Origin of the sequence: Algoriphagus sp. (assembly GCF_030694375.1) — a bacterium.
Classification (GTDB): domain Bacteria; phylum Bacteroidota; class Bacteroidia; order Cytophagales; family Cyclobacteriaceae; genus Algoriphagus.
Window position 1 is genome coordinate 119,295 of the sequence record NZ_JAUXYL010000040.1, and the last position, 17,389, is coordinate 136,683.

Sequence of the window (17,389 nt, forward strand, 5' to 3'; positions counted from 1 at the left end):
TATGCCCTTTCAGTTCATAATTTCCATGATTTTGTTGGTTAGTCCAATTGCAAATAGTAACCATAGTGTTGTTCCAAATTTGGCTTTTAACTTTGAGGAATTTGTTCCTTCAGATAAGATTTCGGTGAGGGAATCAAATACCGAATTACAAGTCACTGTCGGGGAGAAAATTTTTGTTTTTGGAAAAGCAAGAGGAACATTGGACAAGGTGAAAGTGGGAATGCATGTATTGCATTTCTCCCAAGTACCTAATAATGAAGGTAATTGGAGCACGTTTACTAACGTAAATTGGAAAAAATTAAAGGACGGCTCGATTCAAATCCAATCTTCTTATAGACCTTGGCCTCATGTATTAACCTGGACAGTCTTGGAAAATGGACAATTGAAGATGGTAGCCTCTGCTCCGCCGTCTGACTTTTCGGATTTGGGATGGTTGGGCTTGGGGTTTAACTACCCTGACCAAATGCTCTATCAGGTTTCTTGGAATTCAGCAGGGGCTGGTTTTGGTCAATGGAAAAATCAGAATTTCACACCCATGGCAAGTCCCGAAATAGCGATTCAGTCAGAAGATTCCGGATTTTTTCAACCATTTCAGACCGCTAAGCTAGAATTTGAATCCGTGACAATTGATGTAAGCACCGAAACAGCCGGCTTATTTTTAGGTCTTGGCCAATCTCACTTCGGTAATTCCACCTTGCCTTTTTTAAAATCAGATTTGGCTTTCTTATTTAATCAACCTGAAATCCAGCCTGCCAAGGAACCTCAAACTCCTTCAGCGCTCGGATCAGCAGATCAGAGAGTTTCTTCAAGCCCCCTTGTACTTTGGTTTCATTTTCAATAAGTTTAATCTTCACCGTCCCTACCTACTATGAGACCTTTTTTCTTTTTTACTCTTTTCCTGTTCTCCACTGTCAGTTTATCACAAACCACCCTAAAAACTCCATGGACTGACTTGGTTAATATGGAGAATCCCCATCCGGAGTATCCAGAACCCCAATTGCAACGGCAAGCATGGCAAAGTTTAAATGGATCATGGGATTTTGCGATTTTGCCAAAAGGCAGCAGTCCTGAGACAGGATTTGCAGGAAAAATCACTGTTCCGTTTCCTGTAGAGTCCTACCTTTCAGGGGTCCAGCTCACTGTGGGACCAGAAAATGAACTTTGGTATGAACGACGTTTTGATTTGCAGTTGAGTCCCAAAGGAAAGCGGATAATTCTAAAGTTTGGTGCCGTGGATTGGGAGGCTGAAGTCTGGGTTAACGAAAAAAATGTAGGAAAGCATCAAGGAGGCTTTGATTCTTTCAGTTTTGACATCACTGATTTTTTGGTAAAAGGGAAATCGCAAAAAATTCGGGTGAGGGTTTGGGATCCAAGCGATGCCGGACCTCAGCCAAGAGGAAAGCAAGTTAAAGAACCAAAAGGAATTTGGTATACTCCGGTAACAGGCATTTGGCAAAGTGTTTACATCCTTGAGGTTCCCTCATCACATGTTTCCTCAATCTATTCAACTACAGATTGGGAAAATTCAGCGCAGATATTCTATCCTGAAATCACCAATCCAAAGCCAGGTCAGGAAGTTGAAGTAACCTTATTGGACGGAGGTAAGCTTGTGTCAAGCTTCAAAGCCCAGGCTAATAAACCGCTGCCTGTTCGCCTTCAAAATCCAAAAACATGGTCGCCTGATTCTCCATTTCTATATGAGGTTAGTATTAAAGTACTGGAAGGAAAAAAGATTGTCGATCAGGTTACCTCCTATGCAGCTTACCGAGACATAAGAATGGGGAAAGACGAAAATGGACACCAACGAATGTTCCTAAATGGGAAAGCTCTTTTTCAATATGGCCCTTTAGATCAAGGCTGGTGGCCAGACGGATTGTACACGGCCCCGACAGATGAAGCGCTCCTTTTTGATATCCAAAAAACCAAAGAAATGGGCTTCAATATGATCAGAAAGCATGTAAAAGTAGAGCCAGCCCGCTGGTATTACCATGCTGATCGGCTGGGAATGCTTGTCTGGCAGGATATGCCAAGTGGCGATATGGGCAACCGTTGGGAAATCCGACCCGGAGTGATCCGAGAGGGAATGAATAAAAAACGAACCGCAGAATCTGAGGAAATCTTCAAAACTGAATGGAAAGAAATTATCAATGAATTTCGATTTTTTCCCTGCATAGTTGCTTGGGTTCCATTTAACGAGGCTTGGGGACAGTTTAAAACAACAGAAATCACCGAAATGACCCGAGAACTTGATCCCAGTCGCTTGATCAATTCTGCGAGTGGTGGAAACTTCGAAATGGAAGGCACAAAAGTGGTTGGAGATATCATGGATTTGCACAATTATCCGGACCCGGTGATGCCGGACCCCAGAATTTTTGGAGCGGAAAATATTTTGGTTTTAGGAGAATATGGAGGCTTGGGATTGCCAATCGAAGGGCATACCTGGCAGATCAAGGATAATTGGGGCTATCAGAGTTTCACTTCAAAAGAAGAGCTGAAGGCTCGCTATATGATTCTGCTGGAAGATATGGCTGAATTAATACCAAAGGGTCTAGCTGCTGCCATTTATACCCAAACCACAGATGTGGAAGTTGAAACCAATGGGCTCATGACTTATGATCGGAAGGTTATAAAAATCGCACTAGAGGAGTTGAGAAAGGCCCACGAAAAATTGTACAAATAAAGACCACTTTGGAGAAACCGATAGAGGTCCTTTAAAAAAAAGCTTTGGCAGCAAGGCAATTTGGGGAAGATTAAAGCAGTATTTAAAGTTTATCAGCTTCCAAAATTTTGGACTACCATAAAGTAGGGCATGTTGTAAAAGCTTTTTTCGAGGTAAAGTCTTGCACCACAACCGAGCGAGGTAAAGTTGGGATTGAGGATGTTTTGGCGATGTCCCGGTGAATTCATCCAAAGTTTCACCACCTCTTTTGCAAAGGAAATGTAAGTGTGAGGAGGGATTTTTTCACGCTTGGAAGTAAGTGCATAAGTAAATTCTCCGGAAGGATAGGGGGGATTTACCTTTCGTCCACTCTGATACTGTAACCCATAAGTTGAGCAAATATTTTCTCCGTAATATTTTGGATTTAATCCTTCCAAGTGAAATCGATCCTGCACTGTTCTTTTGATACGTATACTGCTAGTATGGGAGTAAAAGCCATATTTGACCATATCCTGGGCGTGTCCGGCAGCGACATTTTCGATTTTGGATTGAAATTCAAAAGGCTTAAGATTAGCCTTTTTTCGTTCTTCGTTGGTGACATAGAAAATTGCTGCCTGGAGCAGATCAAAGTTTACTTTTTTGAAATCAATCACTTCGTAGAGCGATTCTAAGCGGTAAAAAGTGCTCTCATTATAAACTTTATAGGATTCAGGAGTCCAAGTTTGAGCCTGTGCAATAAAAGAGAGCAAAGAAAAACTCAAAATCAGCAGTGTTTTCATCTCTTTATAATTTGATTTTTATTGGTCAGATGCCCGCCTGTCGTCGGACAGGGAATGCCCTGATCCCCGATAGCTATCGGTGGGGCATTCTCCTGTGTGAGAAGCTTTTCTCATGGGCATTTCATAATACCTGTTTCTTAGCCTTTAGGACGAAAATGAAGTCCGATTATTTTTAAAAACTGAAAATATTTTTAACATTTTGTCCAATAAAAATAAGTGAGACGTTTGCCCACTTATTTTTATTTGAAATAAGAAGGTCAATTTTGATTTCTTGAAATCGATCACTTTCAAAAAAACTATTTTTTGATTGTGAATGTGAATTCTGTCCCTACACCCACCTGTGATTTTACGGTGATTTCTCCTTCTAAAAATTCCACTGCCTTCTTCACGATTGAAAGACCAATACCCGTACCGTCAAAATCCTTTCTGCCATGTAGTCGTTGGAAAACCACAAAAATCTTGTTGAAGTATTCAGGATCAATGCCGATTCCATTGTCCTCCACAGTGAATTCCCAATACGGTCCAATATCCTTGGATCGAATGGTGATTTGTGGTGGCACATCTGGTTTTGAATATTTCAGTCCGTTCCCAATCAGGTTTTGAAATATTTGTAATAACGGGGTTTTATGGGTGCAGATTACTGGAAGATTTTCATAGGTAATCAGCGCATTTTTACTGTGAATCGGCTTTCTCAAATACATTTTGATTTCGTTGATCAGAACTGCGAGATCTAAAGATTCCTTCTTTTCTTCTACTTTTCCAACCCGTGATAACTCAAGAAGATCCAAGATTACTTTTTGCATCTGCTTTGCACCGTTTGTCGCAAATTCGATGTATTCTAAGGCTTTTTCGTCAAGTACGCTTTTGTATCGTCGTTCCAAGAGCCCCATGAAGCTTGAAATCATTCGGAGTGGTTCTTGTAAATCATGAGAGGCTACAAAAGCAAATTGCTGAAGCTCTAAATTGGATATTGCCAAGTCACGAACATTCTTTTCCAATTGCTGATTGAGATCCTTAAGGGAACGTTCAAAGTCCTTCTGCCTTGAAATATCCTGCATTGCCCCAACCACTCTGGTGACATTTCCTGAGTCATCTCTGATAAATATGGCCTTATCCAGTACGATAGCATAGGTGCCATCACTTTTGAGAAAGCGGTACTCTTCCAGCCAGTTTTTTTTCGTTGACTTTGGATCGATGTAAAGCTGGATTAATCTGAAAATTCTGTTTCGGTCATCCGGATGGATTAAACTGAGCTGAAATTCAAAGCTTGGTTCGATTTTGCTCGGATTGTAGCCAAAAAGAGATAAAAAGCCTTCTCCCCAATAGAGGCTGTTTTTCTTTCTATCGTAATCCCAAATCGCATCACTTGTGGCTTGTGTTACGATTTGATAACGCTCGATATGTTGAGCTGTTGATTTGCGACTTTCTACTAGTTCACTGATATTTTGGCCAGTACCAAAGATGCAAATCTCATCCTGATAAAAAAACCGTGAAACTGAAAAGAAAAAGGGAGTCTTCTTACCTGTTTTAGAAAGTATTTCCAATTCAAGGTCTGTAGCCCCTTCATCTATTACTTTTTTGATATGATATTTGATGGTGAGATGATCCTCGCCTGCAAAAAAGGATTCAGGTGACATCTTTGTAATTTCATCCGATGAATATTCCGATTCCTTTTCCAGTTGATGGTTCCAAAGCAGGAGTTTTCCTTCTGTATTGAATAGAAAGAATACACTTGGTAATTTCTGGATAAGCGACTGATTGAGGTTGATTTCATCTTTAAGCGCTTGACTAATTTGCTTTTCTTTGGTGATTTCGACCATTAAGCCCTGTAATTTGTAAGGTTTTCCCTTCCTTGAAATTACTTTTACTCTGTCATTTAGCCAGATTACTCTTCCGTCTTTGGTCAAAAAGCGGTAATCAAAAACGTGGTCATTTAGATTTTGCGTTTCATCATGGCAAGTTTGAATAGAATCCTGACGGTCTGCAGGATGGATGTGCATTTGCCAGAAGTTTTTGGTTTTAATCCATTCTTTTGGTGTAAAGCCGGTTATTTTCTCGACCTGGGGACTAATGTATTTGAATTCAAACGTTTGGGCATCTGCCTCCCAAAAAATCCCGTCCAGATTTTCGATTAAGGATTTGTTTTTCTTTTTTACTGTTTTGAGTTTTTCTTTTGTTTGGACGTACTCTGTGATGTTTTGAAATACACCAATCAATTTTTTCTGACCACTTTTTTCTTCAGAAATAAGTTTGCCTTTGGAATCTACCCATATGATTTCTCCGTCTTTCTTGATCAGTCTTTTCTTGATGTTGTATTCTCGGTTTTGAGAAATAACCTCCTGCATATGAAAAATTGCTTCATCCCTGTCATCTTCATGAATGATAGCAACCGCTGTGTCAAAGTTTACTTCAAACTCCTGAGGTTCATATCCCAACATTCGAAAAACACCGTCAGACCACTGCGTGGTATCGGTGTCCAAATTATACTCCCATGTTCCTGAGTTCGTCAGTGACTCAAATTGCTCGAGAAGAATTTTTTCATTAGGCTGCTGATCCACAAAATTCCCTTCAATTGCAGTTGTAAAACCCTTCATAGTATCAACTTTTTTCCTACCCGACATTTAATCCTCTCATTCAAATTAAATTCCATCCAAGAGGGGGAAATTTTGGCATTTTGAATGAAAAGCCATTTAAGTGTTCAAAGATGATTGGAATAAGTAAGTATTGGTTTTAAATGCCTTGAAATGTAAATTAAACCCCTTTTTTGAATCCGATTAAAGGTTTTTAAGTTGGATTTAATTGTGGGAAATATCCACACTATTGGAAAAAAAATCCCCAAAAGAAAAAAATAAGAACAATTAATTTCTTGAAAGAAAAACAGAAAAGCGGAGATAAACCTCCGCTTTTCGATTAATTATTTTGTGGAATCGTAAGCAGCATTCGGATAACTTCTTTTGGAGTGCAGGCTTTTCCAAGCATTTCATCTTGGATACACACCTGAAGGTTGTATTCTAATTCGAATATCAAGCCGTTTATAAAAACAGGGTCCATGTTCAGTTGCTGAACGAAATGGTCGTTTTTGCGCTGACCTGAAAGTGAGATTCCATAGGAGTGAAATACTTCTACGGCTTTTTTAAGTTGTGTGAAATGTTGGCTCATGTGATCAAATTTTAGGAGGTAATAATTTATACATCACCGGAGTGACGATTCTTGAAAGTAAAGTGGAACTGATCAATCCTCCAATCAGCACGATAGCGAGTGGAGATATCAGCGGATTGGTACTTAATGCAATGGGAATTAAACCTCCAATCGCCGTAATAGTTGTCAAAACAATCGGCAAAAATCGAATTTCTCCGGCTTCCCGAATTGCCGCGTCTAGTTGTTTTCCTTCCAATCGCAACTGATTGGTGAAGTCAACCAGCAAAATGGAAGTTTTCACTTCTATGCCTGCTAACGCAATCAATCCGATAATTGCTACAAAGGACAAAGAGTTTCCGGTAATCCAAAGTGCTGTCAAGGCTCCAACCATACCAAGCGGAATCACAGAAAGTACGATAATGGTGCTTTTGAACGTTTTGAACAGCAATATTAATACGGCGATGAAGAGGAATACCGTGATAATTATCACGGTGTTAAACCCGGCAAAGGATTCTTGGCGGCTCTCATATTCTCCTCCCATTTTGTAAGAATACCCAACAGGAAGACTAACAGCGTCCATTTTTTTCATGACTTCAGAAATCACCCGGTCGGAAAGAAAATTTTGATCCACGAAAGCTGAAACAGATACTGACCGGACTTTGTCGAAGTGATCAATGGTCAAGGTGCTGCTTTCCAGTTCCAAAGTGGCGATTTGAGAAAGTGGTACTCCCGTGCCAAGTTGATTGGTGATGTATACACCATCCAGATTAGCTAAAGTTGCTTTTTCAGCCCTTGAGGAGGTTAAGAGAATGTCGCGCTTTTGCCCTATTGGATCGGTGAAAGAACCGAGGTTCAATCCCGTCAGTGCAAGCCTTACTGTTCGGTCGATATCCACAATATTGACTCCCAGCTGCCTTGCTTTTTCTTTTTGAATGGCAACACGGACATCTGTTTTTAAATTTGACACCGGGTTATTAACGTAGATTGTTCCCTGAGTTTCCTTGATCAAAAGCTCAACTTTGGCAGCCAAGTTTCTGAGCGTATCGAGATTTTCACCTGAAAGCCTAACCTCCACAGGGGCCGTCACTGGCGGTCCTTGTTCAAAATTTTTAACTTCTACTTTTGCGCCCGTGATACTTGCAAACCTACTTTTTAGGGCAGCAATAACTTCCATTTTTCGCGGAGGAGAGGTTTCCGGATCAAGCTGCACAAAAATCTGGGCATAATCCGGCCGCTCGTTTTCAGGAATTTCATTGTAGTATATCCGGGGATTCCCTTTTCCCACATTGGTTGCAAAGTTCATCAGTTCCGGAATCAAGCGAAGTTCTGCTTCGACTTCCCGTGTCACTTCATTGGTGGTATTGAGGTTGGACTGCAGGGGAGTTGTAATGTTGATCAGGAATTGTGGTTTCTCCGATGGAGGGAAAAGACTGAAACCAATCACCGGAAATAACCCCATGGATGCGCTGAAAACCACCAGAGCGATGAGTAAAGTCTGGATGGGCTTCCGTAGTGCCCGTTCCAAAAGTGGTGCATACGTAGCCTGAATACCTCTTTGAAACAAATCAAAAACTTTGTTGGTATGACTGGCATCCTTGTCTTTCAGAAACCAAGTGGAGAGAAAGGGGATGATGGTCAGTGAAACCAGCATGGAGGCCAATACACTCATGATGACTGCCATGGGAAGACTTCGGACAAAATCCCCTGAACCCTCAGGTAAGAATACTAAGGGTAAAAAGGCAATGATCAAGGTAACCGTGCAGCCAACCACTGATAGTGAGATCTGCTTGGTGGCTTTCATTGCGGCTTCTTTTTTAGAAAAGCCATCGCGGATCCATCGCTCGATATTTTCAACTACCACGATGCTGTCATCCACCAAAAGCCCCAAAGCCACCACCAATCCCACGATGCTGAGTTGGTTGAGGCCAAAACCTAAGGCGTCCAATAAAATAAGTCCAATCGCCAGTGAAAGTGGTATCGAAATCATCACAATAATGGACGCTCGATTACCCAAGGGAAGTAACGTGATAAATACCAGTCCGATTGCAATCAAAAAGTCAATCCCCAATCCACTGAGTCTTCGATTGACATAGTTTGCTTGGTCAAATGCGGTGATCAGATCGATATTTTCCGGCAATTCACTTTTGACTTTAGCGATGGCTAATTGATACTTTTCCTGCACTGTGGAAATGTTGTTGCCTTCTTTGAGTGCCGCAGTCACAAAAATTGACCGATAGCCATTCAGACGGGTGATGTGTTTCGTTTCCTCAAAATCATTTTTCACATCGGCGACATCTTTCAGCTGGATAGTTTTACCCTGTCTCGAAAAGACTATGGTCTCACTGATTTCTTCGGCAGAGGTGTAATTCCCGCTGGTTTTTACATTGAAGGTTTTGCTTCCAGCCTCTACCTGGCCCCCCGGAATATTGCTCAATTCACTTTGGATACTCCCAATAATGGCATTCAGTGGAATGTTCATTTCGGCAATTTTATCCAGTTTGAGATCTACTCTTACAATTTGATCAGGGAGGCCAAATAGCGCCACTTTTTTCAATTCGGTGATTTTCTCCAATTCTTCCTGAAGTCTTTCGCCGTATTTTTTTAAGAGGTCTCGGGAGGCGTTTTCGCTGATTAAGGCGATCTGAAGAATATTGACATCTGAAGGACGGACTTTATTGATCCTGATGGAAAATATATCCTCTGGAAGATCCGGGCGAAGCGTATTTACCTCCCGGACAAGTTCCTGGTATTTTTCATTGACATCCTCGTTGTAATTGTATTCCACAAAAAGTACAGCAACCCCATCCTTAATTTCCGTCTTGATTTTTTTGATGTTTTCCAGACCATAAATCACCTCCTCCAGTGGATTTACGACTAATTCTTCCATGTCCTCAGGACTGGCCCCGGGATAAATTACGATGACTGGGAATTGGGGAGCCTCGATCACGGGATCTTCACTTCTGGGCATATTGAGAAAAGTCGTGATCCCGACCGCGACAGTCATCAGGAAGATGACTAAGGTGAATTGGTAATTTTTTACCGCAAAATCTGAGATTCTCATTATTCCTTGATTTGAATAGTGGAACCATCGGTGAGGTAAGCGCTGCCAGAGACGATCAGCTTGCTATGATTTTCCAATCCGCTTAGGACCTGAACTGAATTCGGGGCAATTTTCCCCAACTTAACTTTGACTTTTTTTGCTTCCTGCCCGTCATCAGTTACAAAGACATATCCTTCCGAACCCTGCGCATCCAAAATGGCTTCGTATGGAATTTGCCAGCCTTCCTGTTTTTGAGAGGGAGTAATGATCACTTTTCCAAACATGCCAGAGGCAAGATTTAAGTTCGAAGCATTATCCGGTGCTACTTCTACCCAATAGGCACCAGTCGCAGGGTCTGCAGCCTGACTTTTTCGAAGCACCCTGCTTGAGACGCCATCGGAATTGGAGGTGGAAATTATGGCTTGATCTCCTGCGGAAATAATATTCCAGTTTTGATCATTGACGGTTGCCTGGAGTATCCAATCTCCCTGATTTGCACCGTTGATTTGGAGTACAGGAGCACCCGAGCTCACCTGTTGACCGGCATTGACGAATTTCCGAAGAACAAAGCCATTCTGTGTCGCTCGAATCTGGGAATAGGAAAGGTTGAATTCGGTTGTTTTCAACTGCTGTTCGGCGATGTCGAGCGCAGTTTTACTGTTTTGGAACATCTCTAAAGTAGCCACACTGTCCTGGTAGAGTCTAGCTGCCCGCTGATGATCCCGAAGCGCCTTTTCATAAACGAGTTTGGACTGGGTCAACCCAGACTGAATTTCAGTCAAATCAAGGGTCGCAAGGATTTGCCCCTTTTTGACAGGATCACCTTCTTGTACCAGAATTTTGGATACAATTCCCCCTACTTTGAAGGAAAGTAAAGTCTCATCTTTTGTAGAAAAAGTACCGCTCGCAGCAATTGTGGAAGAAAAACTTTCCTGCTTTAGGTCCATTACTTTGACAGGGATTCGCTCTCCTTGGGTGTTTGACTTGGTTTCGATTTCCTTTTTGCCGCAGGCGAAAAGAATTAAAGAAAGTAAAAGAATGAAATGAAAGGGTAGGAGTCTCATGGTTTAATAAGTTTCAGATGTTAGTTGGCGCTCAAGCACTGCAAGAGACTTTAGCAGGTTGTAAGTGCTGATGTTTTTTTGGATGGAGGCTTGTGTGAATTGATTTCTGGCATCGATAAATTCAATGAGCGAATTGGCACCCTCCCGAAAGCCCCGATCCACTAAGCGGAAATAGGCAGCAGAGGATTCCAGTTTCTTTTCTGTTGATCTCAGTGCTGCCTGATTGGTTCGCACTTCGTTTTTGGTTAGTTGAAGATCCAAGGACAGCTTCGAGTTGAGCAGCGCTTTTTGATTCTGTACAGCCTTCAGCACCAGCTCACTGCGCTGGATTTGATTTCGATTTCTTCCGCCCTGAAAAACCGGAGTACTGAGATTGAATCCAAAAATTGCATAACGGGATTGCCTGTCAAATGTCCAGTCAAATCCCTGAGAACCAAAATCTGCAAAGGTGTTAACTTTCGGTACCCAATAATTTTTTCCTGCTTTGATAGCTGTTTCCTGAATGTTTTCAGCAGCAAGAATCTGCAAAACTTCAGGTCTTCTGCCCAGTTCATCTTCCCCCATCAGTTCAGCAAGTCTGGATAAATCGGCTGCCTGTTCCTCAAAAATCACAATAGCGTCCATTGGTTTATTCAGTAAAAAATTCAGGTAATGTGCCGCATTTCTTTTTTTGCTTTCTGCCTCAATAGCTAATGCATTGATATTTTCCACTTCACTTTCCGCACGGAGTACAGCCGAGGGAAGTCCTTTCCCATTTTCCAACAGTGATTTGTTATCTCTGAGATTCTGCTCCACAAGCCTTTTACTACTTAGGATCACCTCAATCGCAGTGTGTGCCGTACAAAAGTTATAATATGCAAGTTTGATGTCCTGTATGAGATTTGCCTGATAGATTTTCAACTCCAGTTCCGATAGTAAAACCTGTTTTTCACGAATCTGCCTTTGGAAAATCAAGTCAGTATTTACAATTGGCATGGAGGCGCGGAAGCGGGCATCGTAAAAGTTGTCAGGTAAAAACTGTTCAGATACATTTTCCAGCTGAGGAAATGAATTGGATCCTGTGAGCTGATTAAGCGAGGAGTAAACAGGATTCAATAAGTCACCAATTGGGAAATCTATGGTTCGTCCACCGCTTGCAAGCGTGTAACTTGCGCCGAAGTCCAAGCTGGGAAGAAAGAAACTCTTTGCGTCTTTCAATGCCAGAAGCGAGCGTTGGAGGTCAATAGTTCGCTCTTTTAATACCAGATTATTCTCCAATCCTTCTCCAATGTATTGGTCCAGAATGCGCTGAGCTTTGGCTGCTGAAATGGGATAAAATATGAGGTATGCCAAAAATAACAGAAAGACATTTTTCATTTTTATTCGATGTTATATTTTTAAACACTGTTTAATGATTGCGCAAATTTTTTTAGAGTCTATCTAGAATTTTATAGAATTCTTCCAGTCCATCGGCCACAATGTTCTCCTGACGATGGGGTAATACTACTTCGCATCGCTTCCTGATATTCAAAGAAACCAGTCCATGAACTGTAGCCCAGATCATATAAGACAGTGCCTCGGGTTCGTGACCTTTGAAATGGCCCACTTCCATACAGTTGTCTATTGTCATTCGGAGGTAGTTAAATGTTCCTCCGCCTTCTTTCCAATGATCATGTTCAGAATTGAAAACATGGTCTAAAGGCGCTTCCTTGATAAACATAAGATCATACATGTCAGGGTTTTCCATAGCGAAGCTTATATAAATACTTCCCATGGCTTTCAATCGCTCCATTGGATTTCTCACGGAAGCCAACACCTGCATTTTTTCCATTAATTGAAGGAATCCTCCCTGATGCAATGCGTGAAAAATCTCGTTTTTATCCTTAAAATAGTGGTAGATTATTCCCGGGCTGTACTCGATTCGGTCCGCAATATTTCGGATCGATGTCTTTTCGACACCTTTCTCAAGAAATAGTGATTTAGCGGCAACCAAAATCCGTTCTCTCAACTCCTCTTTGTCCCGCTCTTTTCGATCTGCGATCCCCATACAATTTTATTGATCAATCAAATGTAATTGAACAGTGTTTAAATTTCAAAATATTTTTTAAAATTATTTTAACCGAAAAAGATTTGATCTAATCGAGTCCAGAACAGCGGGATCGGAGGTTATTTGCCAATTGAGGCTTTGGTAAGTTGTGCTTGCGTCATTTCCATGATGAAAAAACATAAGACCTTTGACGCTTGGATATTTTTCTTCAAAACCACGAAATGCATCAGCATACCATTTGGATCGATCTCCTCCTACGGCAAGAGAACCAAATTCAAATATTAAAATTGGTTTCTTGAAGGCTTCCAAACTCGGATAATGATTTCCGAAAATCTCTTCAAATGTCCACCATTGGCTCCAAGGTGCTACTGTTCCATAATTCAAGGTTCCTGTTCCAGTCCAGTCCACCCAATCTGAACCTGGGTAGAAGGCGTCAAATTCACCATAGGCGAGATGTGGGGCCCATACCCAAACGATATTTTTTACTTTCTCACGGCGAAAAAGCTCCACGACATGTTTCCAGGCTGCTACAAAATCGCTCGGCTCGTTATTTTGCGGTCCCCAAGGATAGCGGTATGGGTCATTCATTTCATGGCCCATCCTCAACAATATTGTGACTCCGGAGTTTCTGGCTTCAATAGCCCACTGCCTGAGGTAGTTGTCATACTTTCCGTCCACAATCCTTTTAAGCCCGTTTTTATTCGGATCTTGAGTGGCAGTCAAATCGGCATTTTCTCCCTCCGTGAAGTCATTAAGCCAAGGCTCCCAAGTGATCACAGGAATGGAGCCCAATGTTGAAATAGATCTTACCTTTTCAATGGGGAATTTCTGTTCTCTTTTGCTACCCCATGCAGTATAAATTTGGATCAGTGGAAAAGTGGTTTTTAATGAATCTTCCAGATCTACGATGGGTTGCAGTGAAATGTCGGCTCTGTTATCATAAGCTCCCAGGAGAATTCCTTTGATGTTCTTAAGCGAATCAACATTTCTCAAAGCAGGAGCTAGCCAGCTAAGTCGCTGAGCCCTTGATACTGTTCTCCTCTTTAGAATATAATCTCCTTCCATATTATGGACGGATTTATTCAGGGAATTGAAAAAATCCTGAACCGGTCCAGTGGATTTGTCACCAAAGAACGCTAATCCAGAAACCAAAGCCACACCGATTGCAATTGCTCCTAAAACCAATATCAGTCTATAAATTATTTTTTTCATTGTGTGGGTTGGGATGGATCTTTGGCAGAAATAGATTCAATTTTGACGTCTTCCCATGGGGAAGTTACTGTAAGCCGTCCTGATTCCCAGACTGCATACAGCGAGAAAATTGCCATAAGGAATGGAATAAATGCAAAGAATAACATTCCATAGGTAATTTCGGTACTTGATAGAATTTGAACCTCAGAAAGTATGTATATGCGCTGATAAATAATCCAGCCAAGCGTAATAAGAAAGAGGAAAATCTGACTCAACAAAGGCTTGGCAAAAGGGGAGATTTTGGTAATGACCGCCTGCTTTGCGGTAGGGATATAGGGGATTTTTTTATCCAAGATTGAAAGAATAAATCCCAAAAGGAACACTGGCCAGCAGGCAAATTTCATCACCATGCCTCGCCAATGTAGGCCTCTTTCGTGGCTTGGATGACAAAGCCACTGCTGTACTTGCAGGTAAATAGCCAGAGAAATCAAGGCAATAGGAAAGCCGAATTTGAGGAATTCCATAAAGTACATTTGAGCCGGAAGCAGTCCTGTCCAGAAAAACAGGAAAGGAATGGTGAGGTAGATCAGTGTGGTGAAGCCTTCCAGATAATACGTTCCGATGGTCAGGTAGGAGAGTTTCTGCCAAAAGCTGAGTTTGGTCCAAAGCTTGGGGACTTCATCAAAAAGCACTTCATGGACTCCTCTGGCCCATTTGAGCTGCTGCTTACAGAAGGAACCAAAATCCTCAGGCACCAAACCACGAGCTACAATGGCCGGGTGATATACGGATTTCCATCCTTGTGCATGAATTCGGATTGCGGTCACCAGATCTTCTGCCAAACCGGTTCCATGGCCTCCCGCTGATTCCAGTGCTTTCCTCCGAAAGGTGCAATTGGCTCCGATGGCCACAGCACAATTGTAACCGGACATTCCCATCTGTGTCGGCCCGTAGAAAGTGTAAGTTTGTTCTGCTGCCGCAGCTGCGGTAAAAGAGCGATATTGATTGTAATAGCCTTGGGAAACTTGTACATACCCTACTTTAGGATCTGAAAAAAAACCCAAAACTTCATCCAGAAAATTTGAAAATGGGATGTGATCCGGATCTAATACCAAAATAAACTCTTCTTCAGTTTTGGCTAGTGCTGCATTGATTTTTCCGGCTTTGGCACCGGGGATTCCCACCAACTCAAGCCAGACTGCCCCGTGCTTTTCCGCCACTTTCCTGAAGGCAGGGTCCTGGGTATCGTCAAGCAGGTAAGTGGTATGGGGGTAGCTGATTTTTGCACAGGCTTCCAGTGTTTTTTCAAACATAGAAAGTGGCTCACCCGGACTGCTTGTCGTGAAAATGGCAACACTTAGGCCCTCCGGCGCGGGTATTTTCTCAGGCCGTCTAAGTCCAAGGTAATTGATCCAAATTAGTATCAGGCGGAGCATTCCATACCATAATACCATGGAAAGGATGATGAAAAGTCCAAAATTCCCGATGTGTTCTTCCCTGAACCACCAGTCTCCAAATCTGATAATAGAAATCAAACCAGCTATGATTAATCCGCCAAGGAGGAACTTTTGGGATTTCTTCACGCGTGCAGCTCGTCGATAGATCCAAAGATCTTTGGAGGATTTATTGATCATTCCAGATTCTAAAATTGTAATTCAGATTTATTGAATTGCTATCAAAGAATATGGTTTTTTGATAGGCGTAGGTCAACAGAAAGGCTGCTTTTGGACTTATTTCCCAATTTATAACAGCTTTAAAATCCAAAGGAGTATAAGACGTTTCCACCAAAACGAGACTAATATCTTTATTTGAAATTGGAGCATTTGGATTCGTGCCAGTCGAACCAAAATAAATCATGTTGGGATTGTCAATTTTTGCTGAAAACCCATAGTTACCCGTAAGGCTTAAGGCAATATTTTCGGAAAAGTTGATGGCGACTTTCCCCAAGGCTCCATGGACTTGTTGGTTTATAGGAGTGAAGTAGGGGGTGTACAATCCGGGAATTACAGCTCCAATTTCGGTGTTTTTTGGGGTATTTCGGATCGGTAGCTCCTCGGAAAATCTGACCTCTTCGGAATTGGAAAAATTCAAGGAATAGCCAAAATCAATTCGAAAAGCCGCTTGTTTCAGAATTGGCACCAGTAACCATGCACCTAAGGTATTCACCGTATTTTGGTCTTCGAAAATAGTGTTTTGCCATGAAATTTTCCCTGTCCAGCTATTTCCACTTTCTCTTCCAAAACTTGTCCGAAAAGACATAGGAATGATCGGATCTCCAAGACTGGCTAAGGTGAAGAAATAAGCTTCCTGATCAGCTGAGAGACTCAATTCAAGATTTTTAGGAATTTTTTGGCGAAACTCTGCTCCGTAGGTAAATGAGAAACTTTCCCACACCGATGATTTTGCCATTCCACCTCTGAGAAGCAGTGAAGTATTGGTCTTTGGAATGCTGAATTTATTCGTAGCCTGTGCGATTTGTAAAGCTATCCCTGAGCTATAAGATCTGAATTCTGCTGAAAATCCCGGTTGAAAAATTGCTGATTGGTAAAAATTCCCGGTTGTGGAGAGATTAACAAATTGAAGGGGCTGAGAATCTGAAAAATAACCACTTCCTACGCTCAAATAGGGAGAGGTGCCGGTTCTGATCTCTCTTTTCAGTGTGTTTGCCAGCTCATTGTCAGGAAACGGAATTAAAATTTCATCGAGGTAATCATAAGACTTTTTTGGGGAACCGCCTTTCCAATAATTTAGCTCGGCTAATTTCTGATTGGTTTCAGGCTCATGGGGATTGATTTTCAAGCTTTCCTTTAGAATTTCCTGAGATTCATTCCAATCATTCAATTCATACAGAATTCTACCATAGTCCAACCTTGCCCAGTAGAGATTAGGGTAAGTTTTCAGACTATTTCTAAAGTATGCTCTCATCACATTGAAGTCTTTGCTCCAATACAGAGCCTGTCCCTTGACGCGGATCAGATTTTCTTCTCCGGGATGCTCTTTTTCGAGAGTTTCTAGAAGTTCTAATGCAGTCCGGATATCGCCCTGATTCAATTTGGACCTTGCCATGTCCAATGAATCGTAAAACCCTTGAGTTTGCCCAATTACCTCAGAAATAAAAAAACTGAATTGAAATACACCTAAAATAAGCCAAAGGCTAGCAATGCGTTTTCCAAATAGGAATCGTGCAATCTTCATTTGAACAATATTAGGAAAATATGAATTGGGTGAAATTCTGTCCAATTATACTTATTAAAGTTCAATTTTAGGTTATTCCTATTTTTCAATCCGAAAAAAGGAAGCGCTCTCAAAAGGCTTTCCGATGTTAGCTTGATCCCCTGTAAATCGTGAAGGAGCGTCGAAGGCTATCTGGAACGAATTCAAAGATATTTCGCCTTCCTGACAAATAGGCAGGAAGGCGTTCAATATGACATTCGGGGTGAAAGAGACAGCTTCTCATTAAATTTTATTTTTCGGCTGGTTTTCTCAAAACCA

12 protein-coding genes are annotated in these 17,389 nt (G+C 41.6%); 2 read left to right on the forward strand and 10 right to left on the reverse strand.

Translation table 11 applies throughout. From position 1 onward, the window contains the following. Nucleotides 1–79 precede the first annotated feature (79 nt). Both Q8M62_RS14925 and Q8M62_RS14930 read left to right on the forward strand, forming a co-directional pair. Entirely contained in the window at nt 80–841 is a 762-nt protein-coding gene (locus Q8M62_RS14925) for a hypothetical protein (protein ID WP_304901638.1), read from the forward strand. A gap of 27 nt (nt 842–868) precedes the next feature. Next, entirely contained in the window at nt 869–2,680 is a 1,812-nt protein-coding gene (locus tag Q8M62_RS14930) for a glycoside hydrolase family 2 protein (protein ID WP_304901637.1), read from the forward strand. 92 nt (nt 2,681–2,772) lie between these two features. Here Q8M62_RS14930 and Q8M62_RS14935 read toward each other — a convergent pair whose 3' ends face one another. The 10 genes from Q8M62_RS14935 to Q8M62_RS14980 form a co-directional block, all read right to left on the reverse strand. Continuing rightward, nucleotides 2,773–3,438: a CAP domain-containing protein gene (locus tag Q8M62_RS14935; protein WP_304901636.1), complete on the reverse strand. Its 666-nt coding sequence runs from the start codon at nt 3,436–3,438 to the stop codon at nt 2,773–2,775. A gap of 296 nt (nt 3,439–3,734) precedes the next feature. Next, complete coding sequence (locus tag Q8M62_RS14940; RefSeq protein ID WP_304901635.1) at nt 3,735–6,032, reverse strand: PAS domain-containing protein; 2,298 nt, start codon at nt 6,030–6,032, stop codon at nt 3,735–3,737. Between the two features lie 316 nt (nt 6,033–6,348). Next, nucleotides 6,349–6,597, reverse strand: a complete 249-nt coding sequence (locus Q8M62_RS14945; RefSeq protein WP_304901634.1) for an acyl carrier protein — start codon at nt 6,595–6,597, stop codon at nt 6,349–6,351. A 4-nt stretch (nt 6,598–6,601) separates the two neighbouring features. Continuing rightward, nucleotides 6,602–9,637, reverse strand: coding sequence for an efflux RND transporter permease subunit (locus Q8M62_RS14950; protein ID WP_304901633.1), 3,036 nt, complete (start codon nt 9,635–9,637; stop codon nt 6,602–6,604). Then, a complete protein-coding gene (locus Q8M62_RS14955; protein WP_304901632.1) occupies nt 9,637–10,680 on the reverse strand; it encodes an efflux RND transporter periplasmic adaptor subunit in 1,044 nt (347 codons plus the stop codon). Before Q8M62_RS14955 ends, Q8M62_RS14950 begins: the two co-directional genes overlap by 1 nt. Before the next feature lie 3 nt (nt 10,681–10,683). Further along, on the reverse strand, nt 10,684–12,036 hold the full coding sequence (locus Q8M62_RS14960; RefSeq protein ID WP_304901631.1) for a TolC family protein: 1,353 nt from the start codon (nt 12,034–12,036) through the stop codon (nt 10,684–10,686). Between the two features lie 52 nt (nt 12,037–12,088). Beyond that, nucleotides 12,089–12,706 (reverse strand): TetR/AcrR family transcriptional regulator, encoded by a 618-nt coding sequence (locus tag Q8M62_RS14965; RefSeq protein ID WP_304901630.1) that lies wholly within the window; start codon nt 12,704–12,706, stop codon nt 12,089–12,091. Between the two features lie 63 nt (nt 12,707–12,769). Next, nucleotides 12,770–13,918, reverse strand: a complete 1,149-nt coding sequence (locus Q8M62_RS14970) for a glycoside hydrolase family 26 protein (RefSeq protein WP_304901629.1) — start codon at nt 13,916–13,918, stop codon at nt 12,770–12,772. Then, complete coding sequence (locus Q8M62_RS14975; protein WP_304901628.1) at nt 13,915–15,531, reverse strand: glycosyltransferase family 2 protein; 1,617 nt, start codon at nt 15,529–15,531, stop codon at nt 13,915–13,917. The genes Q8M62_RS14970 and Q8M62_RS14975 overlap by 4 nt, the downstream gene beginning before the upstream one ends. Continuing rightward, entirely contained in the window at nt 15,521–17,092 is a 1,572-nt protein-coding gene (locus Q8M62_RS14980; RefSeq protein ID WP_304901627.1) for a M48 family metallopeptidase, read from the reverse strand. Before Q8M62_RS14980 ends, Q8M62_RS14975 begins: the two co-directional genes overlap by 11 nt. Nucleotides 17,093–17,389 lie beyond the last annotated feature (297 nt).

What these genes read in the sequence shown, in the direction of transcription:
- Q8M62_RS14930 (WP_304901637.1), top strand. Translation starts at nt 869, where the DNA reads ATGAGACCTTTTTTCTTTTTTACTCTTTTCCTGTTCTCCACTGTCAGT.
- Q8M62_RS14935 (WP_304901636.1), bottom strand. Translation starts at nt 3,438, where the DNA reads ATGAAAACACTGCTGATTTTGAGTTTTTCTTTGCTCTCTTTTATTGCA.
- Q8M62_RS14940 (WP_304901635.1), bottom strand. Translation starts at nt 6,032, where the DNA reads ATGAAGGGTTTTACAACTGCAATTGAAGGGAATTTTGTGGATCAGCAG.
- Q8M62_RS14945 (WP_304901634.1), bottom strand. Translation starts at nt 6,597, where the DNA reads ATGAGCCAACATTTCACACAACTTAAAAAAGCCGTAGAAGTATTTCAC.
- Q8M62_RS14950 (WP_304901633.1), bottom strand. Translation starts at nt 9,637, where the DNA reads ATGAGAATCTCAGATTTTGCGGTAAAAAATTACCAATTCACCTTAGTC.
- Q8M62_RS14955 (WP_304901632.1), bottom strand. Translation starts at nt 10,680, where the DNA reads ATGAGACTCCTACCCTTTCATTTCATTCTTTTACTTTCTTTAATTCTT.
- Q8M62_RS14960 (WP_304901631.1), bottom strand. Translation starts at nt 12,036, where the DNA reads ATGAAAAATGTCTTTCTGTTATTTTTGGCATACCTCATATTTTATCCC.
- Q8M62_RS14965 (WP_304901630.1), bottom strand. Translation starts at nt 12,706, where the DNA reads ATGGGGATCGCAGATCGAAAAGAGCGGGACAAAGAGGAGTTGAGAGAA.
- Q8M62_RS14970 (WP_304901629.1), bottom strand. Translation starts at nt 13,918, where the DNA reads ATGAAAAAAATAATTTATAGACTGATATTGGTTTTAGGAGCAATTGCA.
- Q8M62_RS14975 (WP_304901628.1), bottom strand. Translation starts at nt 15,531, where the DNA reads ATGATCAATAAATCCTCCAAAGATCTTTGGATCTATCGACGAGCTGCA.
- Q8M62_RS14980 (WP_304901627.1), bottom strand. Translation starts at nt 17,092, where the DNA reads ATGAAGATTGCACGATTCCTATTTGGAAAACGCATTGCTAGCCTTTGG.